Origin of the sequence: Streptomyces sp. CHD11 (assembly GCF_018638295.1) — a bacterium.
Taxonomy (GTDB): Bacteria; Actinomycetota; Actinomycetes; order Streptomycetales; family Streptomycetaceae; genus Streptomyces.
This window is the reverse complement of sequence record NZ_JABTTS010000054.1, coordinates 1-15,424: the sequence shown is the minus strand read 5'-3', so window position 1 is coordinate 15,424 and position 15,424 is coordinate 1. Positions and strand designations below refer to the sequence as shown.

Annotated in this window: 14 protein-coding genes and 1 tRNA gene; 6 read left to right on the top strand and 9 right to left on the bottom strand. The window is 70.0% G+C overall.

Translation table 11 applies throughout. The annotated features are described in order from the left end of the window. Positions 1-207: 207 nt before the first annotated feature. From HTV45_RS32575 to HTV45_RS32560, 5 genes are all read right to left on the bottom strand, one after another. Positions 208-1,239 (bottom strand): hypothetical protein, encoded by a 1,032-nt coding sequence (locus HTV45_RS32575; RefSeq protein ID WP_215209505.1) that lies wholly within the window; start codon positions 1,237-1,239, stop codon positions 208-210. 607 nt (positions 1,240-1,846) lie between these two features. Then, positions 1,847-2,155 (bottom strand): hypothetical protein, encoded by a 309-nt coding sequence (locus HTV45_RS34670; protein ID WP_251693345.1) that lies wholly within the window; start codon positions 2,153-2,155, stop codon positions 1,847-1,849. Next, positions 2,152-2,895 (bottom strand): GntR family transcriptional regulator, encoded by a 744-nt coding sequence (locus HTV45_RS32570; RefSeq protein ID WP_308309813.1) that lies wholly within the window; start codon positions 2,893-2,895, stop codon positions 2,152-2,154. Before HTV45_RS32570 ends, HTV45_RS34670 begins: the two co-directional genes overlap by 4 nt. Continuing rightward, a complete protein-coding gene (locus tag HTV45_RS32565; RefSeq protein WP_215209506.1) occupies positions 2,852-3,121 on the bottom strand; it encodes a hypothetical protein in 270 nt (89 codons plus the stop codon). The genes HTV45_RS32570 and HTV45_RS32565 overlap by 44 nt, the downstream gene beginning before the upstream one ends. A gap of 499 nt (positions 3,122-3,620) precedes the next feature. Continuing rightward, on the bottom strand, positions 3,621-3,899 hold the full coding sequence (locus HTV45_RS32560) for a hypothetical protein (protein WP_215209504.1): 279 nt from the start codon (positions 3,897-3,899) through the stop codon (positions 3,621-3,623). 80 nt (positions 3,900-3,979) lie between these two features. Between HTV45_RS32560 and HTV45_RS32555 the strand changes: the two genes are divergently transcribed. Beyond that, positions 3,980-4,735, top strand: a complete 756-nt coding sequence (locus HTV45_RS32555; RefSeq protein WP_215209503.1) for a GntR family transcriptional regulator — start codon at positions 3,980-3,982, stop codon at positions 4,733-4,735. Positions 4,736-4,894: 159 nt separating this feature from the next. Here HTV45_RS32555 and HTV45_RS32550 read toward each other — a convergent pair. Continuing rightward, positions 4,895-4,981, bottom strand: a tRNA-Ser gene (locus tag HTV45_RS32550). Positions 4,982-5,045: 64 nt separating this feature from the next. Next, the gene (locus HTV45_RS32545) at positions 5,046-6,614 is read right to left on the bottom strand and encodes a S1C family serine protease (RefSeq protein WP_215209502.1); all 1,569 of its coding nucleotides are present in this window, start codon (positions 6,612-6,614) and stop codon (positions 5,046-5,048) included. A 288-nt stretch (positions 6,615-6,902) separates the two neighbouring features. Between HTV45_RS32545 and HTV45_RS32540 the strand changes: the two genes are divergently transcribed. From HTV45_RS32540 to HTV45_RS32530, 3 genes are all read left to right on the top strand, one after another. Beyond that, positions 6,903-7,733 (top strand): glycerophosphodiester phosphodiesterase, encoded by an 831-nt coding sequence (locus HTV45_RS32540; protein WP_215209501.1) that lies wholly within the window; start codon positions 6,903-6,905, stop codon positions 7,731-7,733. A 176-nt stretch (positions 7,734-7,909) separates the two neighbouring features. Beyond that, entirely contained in the window at positions 7,910-8,554 is a 645-nt protein-coding gene (locus tag HTV45_RS32535) for an ATP-binding protein (protein ID WP_215209500.1), read from the top strand. Positions 8,555-8,855: 301 nt separating this feature from the next. Next, a complete protein-coding gene (locus tag HTV45_RS32530; protein ID WP_215209499.1) occupies positions 8,856-9,821 on the top strand; it encodes a DUF5926 family protein in 966 nt (321 codons plus the stop codon). 377 nt (positions 9,822-10,198) lie between these two features. Here the strand turns inward: HTV45_RS32530 and HTV45_RS32525 are convergent, their stop codons facing one another. Both HTV45_RS32525 and HTV45_RS32520 read right to left on the bottom strand, forming a co-directional pair. Then, on the bottom strand, positions 10,199-10,792 hold the full coding sequence (locus tag HTV45_RS32525) for a hypothetical protein (RefSeq protein ID WP_215209498.1): 594 nt from the start codon (positions 10,790-10,792) through the stop codon (positions 10,199-10,201). A 64-nt stretch (positions 10,793-10,856) separates the two neighbouring features. Next, positions 10,857-11,522 (bottom strand): bifunctional DNA primase/polymerase, encoded by a 666-nt coding sequence (locus HTV45_RS32520; RefSeq protein ID WP_215209497.1) that lies wholly within the window; start codon positions 11,520-11,522, stop codon positions 10,857-10,859. Positions 11,523-12,026: 504 nt separating this feature from the next. On the opposite strand from HTV45_RS32520, the gene HTV45_RS32515 reads away from it, so the two are divergent. Then, a complete protein-coding gene (locus HTV45_RS32515; protein ID WP_215209496.1) occupies positions 12,027-13,547 on the top strand; it encodes a PP2C family protein-serine/threonine phosphatase in 1,521 nt (506 codons plus the stop codon). A 241-nt stretch (positions 13,548-13,788) separates the two neighbouring features. Continuing rightward, positions 13,789-15,246, top strand: a complete 1,458-nt coding sequence (locus tag HTV45_RS32510; protein WP_215209495.1) for an aminopeptidase P family protein — start codon at positions 13,789-13,791, stop codon at positions 15,244-15,246. Positions 15,247-15,424: the final 178 nt, after the last annotated feature.

Here is a 15,424-nt window from a genome sequence, read left to right as displayed (position 1 = left end):
CGGCTCCACGGCTTTAGGCAGCCACTTTGGGGCGAGCCTCTAAGATCTTGGCCCCAACGTCGTGCTTTAACGGGCAGGTCCACAGACTGCCCGACTCGCCGGAAGCTTACGGGGCCAAGATCACTCGCCCCAAAGCAGCTCCCGCCCAAAGCCGCTCCACCGACCTTAGCCTTATGCGCAACGCTGCGACCATCTCTTCAACTGACCTCACTCACTGGACATCAGTAGGGTTTGCACGTCCTCACGCCATTTTTGAGACTGTCGCAGCCAGGAATCTTCGCGTGGCGCAATCTCTGAGGAAAAGTGTTTCATGAAACTGCACCATTTACCGCGCCGACGAAGCCCCTCCTCAGCTAGCAGCATTAGGGCAGTTCGCGGGAACTTCTTCCTTTTCACGGCCAGACGGTCCCAGCAATGTCTTGATAGCTGATGAACCGAATCTAGAGCAACTTGCGCTTCTAGGCGTGAAGGGCTGTATCCGCTATGCACCACCCTGTGCCGTACCCGATAGCATTTATGGAACCATTCGGCCACGGGACCGGTTCCGTCAAGGACCCAGACACCCCCCAAGAGTTCAGAAAATTGCGACTTAACTCGCTTCGCTAGGCGCCCCTCTGCGAAAACATCAGCAACAGCCGCCGACTCTTTTCCTGATTCCCACATGAGGCTAGCCAAGAGGGAGTCCAGCAAGACCTCACTAGCCGTATTACTAAGAGTTACAGCCGCACCGTACTGGCCTTCAACGTTGAGCGCTCGACGTGCTTCGACAAACCTCTCTCGCCAGACGAATAGCGGGTTGCCTCGATTCATGAGTTCGTTAAAGTAGTCTAGGCGATGCTTGTCATCTGCGCCTACTTCCGAACCCTGTACGGCATCGGGAATATTGGTATGGTCAAGCGTCAGCAGACCTACCGACCCCCATTCAGATCGATCCAGAGAGAAGCCATTCCCATCCTCAGTAACTACCGCAGACGGCGCAACCTGGTACGGAATCGAAATGTCGAGCAGCTCATAGGACGGCAAGACGCAAGTCACTTCGAATGTAGCTCGATAAGTGCGGACCATTTCTCGAATTGCATAAATACATCTATTCAGCGCGTCCTGCTCAATTGGCACATCCTGAGCAGAAGTCCAGTTACCGTTGCCTCTTCCCGCATCGTCGCCGAGTGTCGTAGCTACGACGGTGGTGTAGTCACCTTGAAGTGCAGGCACTGAAAGTTCCGCATCCGAGTTATCCATTTGCGTGTATCGCCCTATTGACTCTGCGGCGGACGCAAAGGAACCGTGACGCCTAGACACGTTGCGAGACTGCAAGAATCTGAGATGAACAAAGAGGTGAGCCATTTTATCCACCTCATAAGGCCCGGGAACTACAGGGGCCCCGTGGTAGACGTATCCGTCGGGCACGGGGAACGGCTCTGGAAGGGTGATGAAGAAGCGCACAAGCGACCGACTGCTTTTTGACATTCCCACTCCCCTGGTAACTCACGCCATTGCACCGCGATGTTGCCACGGCTACGCCGTCGGATGCACACCATTTCACCTTGGCTCGCTTCGAGTGATTGACAGGCTCGATCGATGTTCCCGACAGGCAGAAGGCGACGGCCCGCACGGCTGCGGCTCGATGCGACGCTGCGCCGGTCGTGGTCGGTACTGGCCGGGGCAACCAGCCGGGCAAGCCCCTGGAGATCTACCCAACGCCGGCGTTCATTCCGCTGACGCCAAGTCTGGGCGCGAGGACCGGGCCGTCTCTGGGCCGCTCAAGGTCACCCGACGCCGACCGACAACGACAGAAGCCCACGGCATCTGAACTGGTCAGAGCCGTGGGCTTCTTCAGGTCCGCTGGTCAGCGGGGCCGGTGATCAGTAGATCGGCTATCCAGGCGGTGACCGCGACTCGTCGCAACGCGGAGCGTGTCCCGCAAAGCTCCAGTCAGGTCCTTCACCAAGGAGCGCAGGCCGTCCGGGCCCGTTTCGGCGTCGGCGAGGACCTCTACCGCCTGGCCCAAGAGCTCGGTTGCCATGCCGAGTTGTACTGACTCGATGTTGTCGGCCAGGCGGGACATGTGTCCGTCGTTGTCGTCGGTGCTGAGGAAGCAGGGCTTGCCGTCGGGCCCCGTCCAGGGGAGGAGTCGCAGTTCGTTTGGCGTCGTCATGCTTCGGCCGGCCTCTCGTCGATCACGTGGTGAGTGGTGAACACCGCGTGGGCGCGGTCTCCCGGCAGGACCAGGAGGGCGGCCTCAACCACGCGCCCAGCGGTGTCGGTTACCTGCCGCGTCACGGCGAGGACTGCCAGGGCGGGGCTGATCCGAAGGGTTGACACTTCCTCCGGTGTGGGGCGGCGAGCGTTGATCTCCTCCCGGACTTCCGCCAGCGGCGGGCGGAGCTCCATCAGGCGCGTCAGCACCGCTTCGTATGGGAGGGACTGACGGAGTACGGCGGTCGGCGCGAGGTCCCGGGGGATGTAGATCCGAGCCAGGCTATGAGGCCTGCCGCCCTCGTGACCGATACAGGAGATCTCGGTCAGTGGGCTGTCGGTCGGTGTCTCCAGCAGGGCCGTAAGGGGCCCGCGGGCTCGAACCCTGGCAGTGTGAACGGTGACACTCAGAGGCGAGAGATCCACGATGTGTGTGCCCGGGGTTCGGCCCCCTCCCCTGTACGTGATCCTGCGGAGGGGACGGCGGACGAAGTTGCCCTTGCCATGGACCTTTTCGACGAGGCTCTCCGCCTGGAGCACGGCGAGCGCGTTTCGCAGCGTCGGTGTGCTCACCATGTACTGCGCGGCCAGATGCGCCTCAGAAGGCAGGCGTTCACCGGGCTTGAGCCTGCCGGCGGCGATCCGTTCCCGGAGGTCATCGGCGATAGCGTCGCGTCGCGAGGGCACGGGCGGGATCACCGCCTCTCACTCGCACGAGCCGCAGGGCGGCGAGCCGGGTCCCCGTGTGGATGGTCAGCAACTCGCCCGAGTCGAAAACGAGTCGTTTGGCTCCGCCGGGCAGTTGGAAGAGGTCGGTCACCCGACACTGCTGGCCCCCGACCTCGATGACGTCGCCGAGCTGCACGCTGGCCGAGGTGATCTCGACAGGAGAGAGCACCGCGCCGCTGAGTGCCGGCCCCCTCACCGTGCCGTCTCCGTCTGTGCCGGGCACTTGGCGATGGTGTGACATAAGCAGCCGCAGGCTTCATAGATCACCGGTACATCGACCGGCGCAGTCAGCGGGGACGACTCCGCACAGGCATGGTGTGTGCCGATGCGGCAGGAGGTCGACTGGTAGGAGTCGGGCGCCGGTTGGGTGGTGTGGGGCTGTTGGCGGGAAGGCATCAGCGGTCACCCGCCGAGGCGTACCAAGGACCGGCGAGGGGAGCGCAATTCACGGCCGCCGAACGGTGCCGCGCTCGCGCCTCACTAGCCAGTACGTACGGGCGGACGAGCGCCGTTTCCTCCCCCACGAGAACGCCCGTGTGCTCGCGGTGCCGACGCAGTAAAAGCACTGAACCGTAAGCGACTTGCGGGGACGCAGGCACAGGCGGCACGGAGCGGCGGTGCCGACCCTTGTAGAGGTACCGCTCTCTGAGGCGCGAGACAGTCCGGCGGATACGATTGAGCACGGTATTCAGCCCCTATCGCTGATGGCCCGGTCCCCCGACATCGCCCGTCGTGGGGACCGTTTTGTGTACGACCGCCCAAAGCGTGCGGTCGTTCGAACTGGTGGCGAGGAGGCCGAAGCGGTCGGCATCGGCCACCGCGTCCAGGACCTCTCGCCATGACTCGGCGGAGAGTGGTTCCGGCACCTCCGCCTCGATGGCCGTGCAGTCGTCGCGCTCCTCCACGCGCGTGGCGAGCCCGACGGCCGATAACCGGGCGGCGATGGCCTCCGCGCGCTCTTTGGAAGCAGGCACAGGGCAGCCCTCCGGTTAGCGGCGATCGCTTTGAGTGAAGCTAGTTAACTAGATTAGAGCTAGTGGACTAGATTTTCCATATGCCTGAGCAACCGCCCTATCTCCGCATCGCCGACGAGCTACGGCGGCGGATCGCGGAGCACGAGTGGGAACCGGGGGAACGGCTCCCCTCCCGCGCCCAGATCGGCCAGGAGTACGGCGTCGGCGACAACGTGGTCCGCCGGGCACAGGAGTTGCTGATCTCCCAAGGCGTGCTCGAAGGCCGCGCCGGATCCGGCACCTACGTCGCCGAGCCACAGCAGCGCGTACGGGTGGTCCGGTCGTCCGCGCGTGAGCAGCCCAGCGGCTCGCCATTCCGCGCGGACATGAAGGCCGTGGGCAGGCAAGGGGACTGGGAGAGCCGGACCGAGGCAAAGGTTCCGGCGCCGGCGGAGATCGCCACGCGTCTCGGTATCGCCGAAGGCGAACTGTGCGTGCGGACCGCGTACGAGTTCCTGGCCGACGGCCGGCCGGTGCAGCTGTCGACGAGCTGGGAGCCGTACGACCTCACCGGCGGCACACTCGTCGTCCTCCCCGAGGGAGGGCCGCACGCCGGGGCGGGGGTTGTGAACCGTATGGCGGAGATTGGCATCACCGTCAGCCATGCCGTGGAGCAGCCGGAGCCGAGGCAGGCGACCGCCGAGGAGGCGTCACTCCTGGGCATCCAGAAGGGCTCACTCGTCACACACATCCGGCGGACGTACTACAGCGACCAGGGCCGCCCTGTGGAGACCGCGGACATCGTCGTGCCCGCCGCGCTCTGCGAGATCGTCTACGAGATTCCGATCTCTCGATAGCCGTCCGTCCGGGCGTGCCCCATCCGTGCCCCATCCGTGCCCCTCGCGTGCCCGTTCGAGCGGGAAACCGCGGGGAACAGCGGGGAGCCGCAGGGCCGGACATGAGAACGGCCCCCGACCGAAATACCAGGTCAGGGGCCGTTCTCACTGCTCTCAACGCGGAGGCGGTGGGATTTGAACCCACGGTGACATCGCTGCCACGACGGTTTTCAAGACCGTTCCCTTCGGCCGCTCGGGCACGCCTCCCCGCGCCTGCCGGTGATCGGCGGCGCGGGGACAAGGGTAACGGGTCCGGGGTGCGCGGGTGCGGTCAGCTGTCGCCCACGCGGGAGCCCAGGGTGAGTTCCGTGGTGCGCTCCTTGCCGTCGCGCTCGTAGGTGATCGTGACCTCGTCGCCCGGCTTGTGGGTCCAGATCTCGCCGATCAGGGTCGGGCCGGAGTCGATGACCCGGTCGTCGAGCTTGGTGATGACGTCGCCGGGCTCGAGACCGGCCTTGTCGGCGGGGCCGCCCGGGTCGACGGGCTCGGAGCCGCCCGCGCCCTGCTCGGTGATCTTCGCGCCGCCCGCCGTGTCCTCGAGCGAGACCGATGCCCCGATCTTGGCGTACACCGGCTTGCCGGTCTCGATGAGTTTCTGGGCGACGTACTTGGCCTGGTTGATCGGGATGGCGAAGCCCAGGCCGATGGAGCCCGCCTGCCCCGTGCCGAAGCCGCCGTTGCTGGTGGACTGGATCGCGGAGTTGATGCCGATGACGTTGCCCTGCGCGTCCAGCAGCGGACCGCCGGAGTTGCCCGGGTTGATGGACGCGTCGGTCTGCAGCGCGCTCATGTACGACGCCTGGCTGCCGGCGCCGTCGCTGGAGGCCACCGGCCGGTTCTTCGCGCTGATGATGCCCGTCGTCACCGTGTTGGACAGGCCGAAGGGCGCGCCGATGGCGATCGTGGAGTCGCCGACCGCCACGTCGTCGGAATTGCCGAGGGTGAGCGGCTTCAGGTCCGACGGTGCTTCGTTCAGCTTGATGACCGCGACGTCGTAGCCCTGTGCGTGACCGACGACCTCGGCGTCGTACTTCCTGCCGTTCGGGAAGGTCACCGAGACCTTGCCGCCGTCGACGGCGCCGGCCACCACGTGGTTGTTGGTGACGATGTGCCCCTGGGTGTCGAAGACGAAGCCGGTACCGGTGCCGCCCTCGCCGCTGCTGCTCTCGGCCTCGATGGTGACCGTGCTGGGCAGCGCCCTGGCGGCCACGCCGGCGACCGTGCCCGGGTCGCGCTTCACGTTGCCGCCGCTGGTGGACGACGAGACGGTCGTCGAGCCGCTGCTGTCGTTCTCCCTGGCCAGCGTGTAGCCCAGGCCGCCACCCAGGCCGCCCGCGACCAGCGCGGCGACCAGGATCGCGGCGACCGTGCGACCGCGTCCGCCGCCGTTCTTGTGCGGCTGCGGCGGCTGGTGCGAGGAACCCCAGCCGCCGCCACCGTGTCCGGCACCGCCGTCGCCGTACGGCGGGTCGGACGGCGGCGGAGGCGGCGGCCAGGAGGCGTCCGGGGCGGAGGAGGAGTGGGCTCCCGTACCGGCCGGAGGGCCTGCCGGTGCGCCGCCCTGGGGGTCATGAGCGGCCCGGGAGGCGGCGGCGTCCGGGTGTGCGGGGGTGCCCTGCGGGCCGTACCCGTAGGGGTCGTCGGCCGGGGGGCCCTGCGGGGCCGCGCCGTGTCCGTGGCTGTCCGCCGCCTGGGCTCCCGGCGGCGGCGCGGCAGGGTCCGGAACCGCTCCGGGGGCCTGGTGGCCCTGGTGCGCCGGAGCTGCGGGAGCATCCACCGGCGCGTGCGGCGGGGCGGACGGGGCGGGTGGTACCGCGGTGCCCTCGTTCTCGGTGCTCACAGCTTCTCTCCTCGGTCCACGGCTGTTGTTCTCGGTCGCACTCGGTCCCGCTCGTTCACGCACGTCCACGAGTCCGGCGCGATACAGCTGTGCATGTCTCTTTGTATGACGTCAGCTTTTCCCACGAGCCGTCAGGGCACCGTAAGTCGTTCCTGTGGGTCCGGGGCCATCCTTTATATAGGGCATTACTCACGTAAGGCGCGCCACTCGATGCCTCCCACCGGACTGCGGCACCGTTCACACCACTCCGGGCACACGTCTACCCGTACACAGTGGCACCATGACGCGGTGACCCACGCACGACAGCACCAGACCCAAGTCGTCGCGCACCGCGGAGCCTCCGAGGACGCCCCCGAGCACACCCTGGCCGCGTATCGCAAGGCGATCGAGGACGGCGCGGACGCGCTCGAATGCGATGTACGCCTGACCGCCGACGGCCATCTGGTGTGCGTGCACGACCGCCGGGTCAACCGTACGTCGAACGGGCGCGGTGCGGTCTCGGCGCTCGAGCTCTCGGATCTCGCCGCTCTGGACTTCGGCTCCTGGAAGAGCCGCGACCCCGCCGGAGGGCCGCGCATCGAGGAACCCGACTGGGAGCACCGCCCGGAGGACCGGGAGGCCACCTCAGTCCTCACCCTGGAGCGGTTGCTGGAACTCGTCTCCGACGCCGGGCGCCGCGTGGAGCTGGCGATCGAGACCAAGCACCCCACGCGGTGGGCTGGGCAGGTGGAGGAGCGGCTGCTGCTTCTGCTCAAGCGGTTCGGGCTCGACGCGCCCGCCGCCCCCGAGGACTCACCGGTGCGCGTGATGAGTTTCTCCGCGCGGTCGCTGCACCGTGTACGAGCCGCGTCCCCGGCGCTGCCCACGGTCCACCTCACCCAGTTCGTCACACCGCGGCTGCGCGACGGCCGGCTGCCCGCCGGGGTGGGGATCGCGGGACCCTCCATCCGCATCGCGCGCAGCCACCCGGCGTACATCGAGCGCCTCAAGGAGGCCGGTCACCAGGTGCACGTGTGGACGGTGAACGAGGCGCGGGACGTCGACCTCTGCGTGAGCCTCGGCGTGGACGCCATCATCACCAACCGCCCCCGCGCGGTGCTCGACCGGCTCGGCCGCTGACCGCGCGTGATCCCTTCTTGCCACTTCCGCCCCATCCGCCCCAAGAACTCCATGCACATCTCTTGACCTCGGACCACGGCCGGGCGCATTCTCACCTCTCGGCCACACCGATGAAATCCAGCCATATGGCTACAGGGAGTGCTCCGGCGCGTTCGGTGCGTGTTGGATCGTTTCGAGTGCGTCACCCCTCATGGATCGGCCGGTTTCCGGTTCAGGCCGATGGGGCATCCACACCGTGGCGTGGGGCGAAGGAGGTCTCGGGGGTGGCGTTGGTGGTGGCACAGGAAGTGCCCACGTCGTCGTGCATGGCCGTACCCCATGGCCCTGCGGGCGTGGGAAAGGCGAGGCGCCGGATGCGCACGCAGCTGCGCGCCGGAGGCGTGGCGGACACGGTCGTCGACGACGCCGTACTGATCCTTTCCGAACTGCTGAGCAATGCGTGCAAGCACGGCAGGCCTCTCGATGGCGCACTGGCCGGCGACGGTGATGTGCGCGCCGCGTGGCGGGTCGATCCGTGCGGCCGGCTCGTCGTCGAGGTCACGGACGGCGGCGGTCCGACCCGCCCGGCGCCGGCCACCCCGTCGGTCACGGCGCACGGCGGCCGGGGGCTGAACATCATCACCGCGCTGGCCGACGACTGGGGCGTGCGTGACGAGGTACCGGGCGAGGTCACGGTGTGGGTCGTCGTCCACGACGACGTGTACGACCCGGACGCCGGAGCCGGACACCGGCGCGAGGACTTCGCCACGCGCGTGACGGCCCCCTCCGTCTCCCGCATCACCGGGCTGGACTTCGCGGACGTCTTCGACGACCTGGGCTGAGAAGGCCCAGTCCTCGGCCGGGGGCGGGCACCGGACCAGGGCGGCCTGCCCGAGGGCGCCCCGGGCCGGGAGCGGGCGGGACCGGGAGCGGGCGGGAGCGACCGGGGCCGGGAGCGACCGGGAGGGGCCCCTTGTCCAGCTCGGCCGTGCCAAGGGCGGCGATCTCCGTCCCGGTGCCCGTCGGTCCCGCGGTCGCGGTTGTCCACAGCCCGGCACGTTGCCCACAGGTTCCCGTCCGCTGGGACGTGAACGGCTAGGCTCGCGCCCGTACGAGACGAGCCGTAACCGGGAGACAGCCACAATGGCCAAGAAGCGCCCTCAGACGAAGGCCAAGCGCCCGCAGCTCACGGACGGGCAGATCCCGGTCGTCGGCGCCCGCGAACCCTGCCCCTGCGGCAGCGGCCGCCGCTACAAGGCGTGCCACGGCCGCGCCGCCGCTCACGCCGTGACCGAGCTGGTGCACCGCCCGTTCGAGGGCCTGCCCGGCGAATGCGACTGGGTGGCACTGCGCGAGCTGGTGCCGGCCGCCACCGCCGGGCTGACGCTCAGGGACGGCCTGCCCGAGGGCGTCCCGTCCGTCACCCTGGCCACGGTGCTGCCGATGGCCTGGCCGGCGCTCCGCCGCGACGACGGCTCGGTCCTGCTCGGCCTGCAGAACGACACCTCCTCCGGAGACCTCAGCCGCGATCTCGCCGACACCCTGCGGCGCGCACTCGCCGCGGACCCGGGCACGCCCGTGCAGGCGCGGCGCGCTCCCGCCGACGGCCCCCGGCTGCAGGACCTGCTGGCCCCCGAGGGCGCGTTCGAGCCCGTGGTGCACAGCGGCTTCGAGTTCTGGGTCCCGGACCCGGAGAACGCCACGCCGGACGTCACCGCTTCCCTGGAGCGGGCCAACGCCGCGGCCATCCCGACCGTCAGGCTGTCGGGCGTGGACTCCGCGTACTGGTGCGAGACGCCCGAGAAGAACCATCTGCGGTGGGTCATGCCGTATCCGGAGGAGCAGCTTCTGGACGCTCTCGCGCGGCTGCACGCGGCGGGCCGCTCCTCCCTCGGCGAGGGCACCCGGCTCGTGGGCTCCTTCCGCGCTCACGGGCTCACCGTGCCGGTCTGGGACCTGCCCAGCGGGGTCGGCGCCGAGGATGTGGAGAAGCCGGCCGCCGAGTTCGCCGAGCGGCTCGCCGCCGCGCTGGACACGGACGCGCCGCTCACCCCCGACGAGCGCCGCGCGCGCGGTGGTCTGACGAACCGCCAGGTCACCCTCAGCTGAGCGACCTCGCGTTCCGCGGTTCCGCCGGCGGCCGGCCGGCGGAACCGCGCACTCCCGCATCACCTGCCCCATACGCAACTCCCGGTGCAGACAAGCCAGTCGGTGACCGGAAAAGCCGAGATCGAATTTGCGAACCGCCGATCTCTTGTTACCGTTCCATTAGCCCGGTTGCTGGTGCATCCCCCGTCGCCAGCAACCGGGTCTTTTCGTGGGGGCCGCCGCTCACCCAGTGCGACCACCGGGGCACTTTCCGTCCGCCGGACCGGTCGACCATCTGCTTCCGCCGGTCCGCCGGCCGTCCGGAGGGTCACCGTCCCCCCGCTCGGGAGTGCGACCGCTGTCACCGGTCGACCACCGACATCCCCGCTCGCTGCGCGTCAGTTACTCCCGGACCTCAGCAACGGGCGCCCGGCCCCGGGACGGTCGGTGAACTCCGCGACCGCCGTGTACCGAGCGAGGCCCCCGCGTCCCCGCTCGCGCGGCGTCTCGCACAGGTCGGGCTCGTCACCGGCATCCACGGCGCAGCGCGTCAGCACGGTGCGGCCGCCCGGCCCCATGAGACTGAGCGCGACGACCCACCCCGCGCCCGTGGTGTTGCGGTAATAGGCCCGCGCCCAGATGTCCTCGCCCCGCGCCACCACGCAGGTCTGCGCCTCGATGCCCTCCGGGGAGGAGAGCGCGGGACCGCAGCGCACGGCGGTGGACGGATGCGGGCCGGACGGTGACGGTTCCGCGGCGGGCCCGGTCCACGCCTCGCCCTCACCGCGTACGGCGGGACGCGCTACGGGGCGTACGGACGACACGGCGGGGCTCTCGGGCGCGAAAGGCTCCGCAGCATGCCCCCGGCCGTCCGGGCCCGTGGACTCCACCGCCGGCGGCAGCGCGATCACGCAGGCCGCCACCAGGCCCGCGAGGGCGAGCGGACGGACTCTTCGGCGGGCCGGGGCCCGGCCCACGGCATGACGCGGCATGCCCCGGGAAGATAGCGCCCCGGGGCAGCCGGCCGGGCGCGCCGCGCGCCCGCTCCCGCTCCCGCTACAACTCGGGTGCGCTCACGCCCGTACGGGTGAGGGCGTCCACCACCGCGTCCACCACCGCTTCGACTCCGGGCACCCAGGGCGAGGCCGAGCCGGGCAGCGGCGCGCGCTCCCAGCGGACTTCCTCCTGCGCGGTTCCGGACGGGGGCAGGGCGAGGTAGCCGCCCTCGCCGTGGAAACGGAGGGAGCCCGGGACGAAGTCCTTGGCGTACAGCAGTTCGCCCAGCTGCTCCATGGAGTACGGCCGCACCAGGATCGACCAGCGGACGGGCCCGGCGACGACCGGACCCAGCCGCATGCCCCGGCGGTCGAGGGCGGCCAGGGCGCGGGCGGCCGGCAGGGCGGGCAGGGAGACCGCGCACGGAGCCTTGCCCCCGGTGGCGAGAATGATCGGCGCCGTCGGCCGGTTGCCCCACCACCAGCGCACCATGCGCGGGTCGGTGGTGGCGGCGAGGAGGCCGGGGTCGAACGGGTGGGCACCCGGCACTGTGCATTCGGGGTCGGGGCAGCCGCAGCGGGACCGGCCCTGCGGGTCGGCCGCCACTCCGGGGAGTACGGGCCACTGCCATTGCGCGGAGTAGGTCAGGGCCGCGCCGATCAGCTCAGGCCCTCCGCCACCGCGTCGGGACAGGAACCTGCGTCGCCTTCCGAGGATCTCGCGCATGAGCGCTCGTTCCTTTCCGTTGCACGCCTGGCAACACCGTGGACCACATCACGTCATGTGTCGATCACTTCACTGTGCGTACCTGTTGGCGCATCACACCCCTGCGCCGGGCAGGGGGAACCCCTTTGGGCCGAACATGGGCTGCCTCCGCGGCCATTCCGCCCATACTGCGTCTATCAGAAGAATGGGCGTGGCGTGGGGGTGGCGAAGTCTGGCGTTTGCCGTCGCGCGTGGTTCTCTCCGCCTCCGCCACGGGAGGATGGGGCACGGTCGTCGGTGGTTAAGACGCCCGGGTCCGTCGCCAGGTTCCCGGGCGGTTCTCAACCACCCCTGGCCTTCACCGAGTACGTACCCATCACGACCGCTGTGACGCTTCCGTCGAACAAGGCCAGTCGACCGCAATATGCCTCCCCCTGAGGCAGTTTCAAGCCAACTTCACTTTTCGGCAAGAGGTCTGCGTGAGTTCCCTTCAGTCTCACGGACACCAGGAATCCCAGCAGGACAATGCTGGACATCTCCTCACGAGTACGTGTACATGTGGAGACACTGCCGGCGACGCAGAACGACATGGGGGTTTGCGATGCTTTCGAGCAGTACATACCGGCCGGAAAGCCGGACATCATGAACGCCCCGCACCCTCCGAAAGTGGCCGGAATCGATACGACGGTTCCCGCACCCGCACACACTGTCGCGCCTGTCACGGGTACCTCTCCCGCCCCTGCGGCAAACCCCCAGAACGCACCGGGCGCGCTTCTCCAGGACCGTCTCGCCGGCTGGGTCTCCGACCTCACGACCCTGCATGAGCTCACCGAACGCCTGCTCGGTACGAGCACACTCGACGACGCGCTCCAGGAGCTGCTCCGCGCGGGAGCCGCGCTGGTCGGAGCGCGGCGCGGTCTCGTCGCCCTGGAGCCCGCCGACGGGCTCGGCCCGGTCACCACCATCGGTCTCGGACTGGCCCGCGCGGACCTCGGTCACATCGAAACCGTGCCGCGCAGTTCCCTGTCGTACGGCAGGATCCTGGACGGTCTGCCCGGCGCCGACGCCGGCATCACCGAGCCCGACCTGTTCGCCGAGAAGGGGCTCGACCCCCGGCACCGCGAGGTCGCCGCCCGCCTCGGCTACGCCGCCAGCTTCGCGCTCCCCCTCGCCACCGAGGGCGCCGGCCGGCTGGGCGCCGCGGTCTGGCTCTACGACGAGCCGGCCGAACCGTCGGAGCGGCAGCGTCATCTCATCGGCCTCTACGTCCGCCAGGCCGCCGAGCACCTGGCGCGCCTGCTGGAACTGGAACGCACCCGCGCGCGCATGACCACGATGACGGAGGAACTGCTGCCCTCCCGCCTCCCCCGGGTCGCGGGCGTCCAGCTCGCCGCGCGGCACCGCACCTCCCCGCGCGGGGGCGGCGACTGGTACGACGCGCTGCCGCTGCCGGACGCCGCGCTCGGTCTCGCCGTCGGATCCGTCACCGGGTCGGGCCCCAGCGCGGTCGCCGCGATGGGCCGCCTGCGCGCGTCGCTGCGCGCGTACGCCGTGATGGAGGGCGAGGATCCGGTCGCCGTCCTGTCCGATCTGGAGCTGCTCCTGCGGCTCACCGAGCCGGCCCGGTCGGCCACCGCCCTGTTCGGCTACTGCGAGCCCGCGCTGCGCCGCATCACCCTCGCCGGGGCCGGGCACAGCCCGCCGCTGCTGCTCGGTGACCGCCGCACGGAGTTCGTCGAGACCTCGGTCTCCGCCCCGCTGGGCATGCTCGCCTGCTGGGAGGCGCCGAGCGTCGAGGTCCAGGCGGAGCCGGGCGAGACCGTCCTGCTCTACACCGACGGGCTGCTGCACCGCACCGGCGATCCCACCGACCGCGCCTTCGCGCGGCTGCACGCCGCCGCTGCCGGAGTGCCCACGGCGCTGCGCCGGGACCCCGGCGCCATCGCCGACCACGTCCTGCGTGCCGTACTGCCGGCGGGCGCCGGCGCCGCGGATTCAACGGAGTCCACGGAGGACGTCGTACTGCTGGCGGCGCGGTTCGAGTAGCGTGCGGCCGCCACCGAGCAGGCGTCCCGGACCCGCCTGCCGCGAACCGCCTGCACGGCGGCCCGAACCGTCCGGCGACCTCGGCCGTCCGCAGGGGATGCGCGAGGCCGCGGCGGGGTTGTGGCCGGTTGTGGCCCAGCGGTCCGTGCGCGCCCTCGGTAACAGGTCATTCCCCGGTTCGTCCGTTTCCGCACGACCGTACGATGGGAGACGGTCCAGTGCCGTATCAAGGAGGATGACCGTGGCGGACGAGTTGCCGGAGACCCCGGAGACTGCCGAAGAGGAGCCCGTCAAGCAGCGCAAGAACGGCCTGTATCCGGGCGTGTCGGACGAGCTGGCCGAGAGCATGAAGAGCGGCTGGGCCGACACCGAGCTGCACGGCCTGGAGCCGATCGCCCAGGCCGCCGAGACCGCCGCACGCCGCGCTGCGCTGTCCGCCCGTTTCCCGGGTGAGCGTCTGGTCGTCCCCGCCGGCAACCTGAAGACCCGTTCCAACGACACCGAGTACGCCTTCCGCGCGTCGGTCGAGTACGCGTACCTCACCGGCAACCAGACGGAGGACGGCGTCCTCGTCCTGGAGCCCACGGCGGACGGCCACACGGAGACGATCTACCTCCTGCCCCGCTCCGACCGCGAGAACGGCGAGTTCTGGCTGGACGGCCAGGGCGAGCTGTGGGTCGGCCGCCGCCACTCGCTCACCGAGTCCGAGAAGCTGTACGGGATCCCCGCCTCCGACGTGCGCGAACTCGCCGGTGCGCTGCGCGAGGCCACCGGTCCGGTGCGGGTCGTACGGGGCCACGACGCCGGCATCGAGGCAGCGCTGACCGACAAGGTCACCGCCGAGCGCGACGAGGAGCTGCGGGTCTTCCTCTCCGAGATGCGACTGGTCAAGGACGACTTCGAGGTCGGCGAGCTGCAGAAGGCCGTCGACTCCACCGTGCGCGGCTTCGAGGACGTGGTGAAGGTCCTCGACAAGGCCGAGGCCACCAGCGAGCGCTACATCGAGGGAACGTTCTTCCTGCGCGCCCGCGTGGAGGGCAACGACGTCGGCTACGGCTCCATCTGCGCCGCCGGTCCGCACGCCTGCACACTGCACTGGGTGCGCAACGACGGCCCGGTCCGCTCCGGTGACCTGCTGCTGCTCGACGCCGGCGTGGAGACGCACACGTACTACACGGCCGACGTCACCCGTACGCTGCCGGTCAACGGCACGTACAGCGACCTGCAGAAGAAGATCTACGACGCCGTGTACGACGCCCAGGAGGCCGGTATCGCGGCGGTGAAGCCGGGAGCCAAGTACCGGGACTTCCACCACGCCGCCCAGCGCGTGCTGGCCGAGCGGCTCGTCGAGTGGGGCCTCGTCGAGGGACCCGTGGAGCGGGTGCTGGAGCTCGGACTGCAGCGCCGCTGGACGCTGCACGGCACCGGTCACATGCTCGGCATGGACGTCCACGACTGCGCCGCCGCGCGCACCGAGACGTACGTCGAGGGCACCCTGGAGCCCGGCATGGTGCTCACCGTCGAGCCGGGTCTGTACTTCCAGGCCGACGACCTGACCGTGCCCGAGGAGTACCGGGGCATCGGCGTGCGCATCGAGGACGACATTCTCGTCACCGAGGACGGCAACCGGAACCTCTCAGCGGCACTGCCCCGGCGGCCCGGCGAGGTCGAGGCGTGGATGGCGGGCCTCAAGGGCTGACAGCCGGTGCAGCGGGGGGGGGGGGGGGGGGGGGGGGGGGGGGGGGGGGGGGGGGGGGGGGGGGGGGGGGGGGGGGGGGGGGGGGGGGGGGGGGGGGGGGGGGGGGGGGGGGGGGGGGGGGGGGGGGGGGGGGGGGGGGGGGGGGGGGGGGGGGGGGGGGGGGGGGGGGGGGGGGGGG

Bases quoted from the DNA above. Each gene is read 5' to 3' on its own strand.
- HTV45_RS34670 (WP_251693345.1), bottom strand. From the start codon at position 2,155: ATGACGACGCCAAACGAACTGCGACTCCTCCCCTGGACGGGGCCCGAC.
- HTV45_RS32520 (WP_215209497.1), bottom strand. From the start codon at position 11,522: ATGCGCGAGATCCTCGGAAGGCGACGCAGGTTCCTGTCCCGACGCGGT.
- HTV45_RS32515 (WP_215209496.1), top strand. From the start codon at position 12,027: ATGCTGGACATCTCCTCACGAGTACGTGTACATGTGGAGACACTGCCG.
- HTV45_RS32530 (WP_215209499.1), top strand. From the start codon at position 8,856: ATGGCCAAGAAGCGCCCTCAGACGAAGGCCAAGCGCCCGCAGCTCACG.
- HTV45_RS32575 (WP_215209505.1), bottom strand. From the start codon at position 1,239: ATGGATAACTCGGATGCGGAACTTTCAGTGCCTGCACTTCAAGGTGAC.
- HTV45_RS32555 (WP_215209503.1), top strand. From the start codon at position 3,980: ATGCCTGAGCAACCGCCCTATCTCCGCATCGCCGACGAGCTACGGCGG.
- HTV45_RS32525 (WP_215209498.1), bottom strand. From the start codon at position 10,792: ATGCCGCGTCATGCCGTGGGCCGGGCCCCGGCCCGCCGAAGAGTCCGT.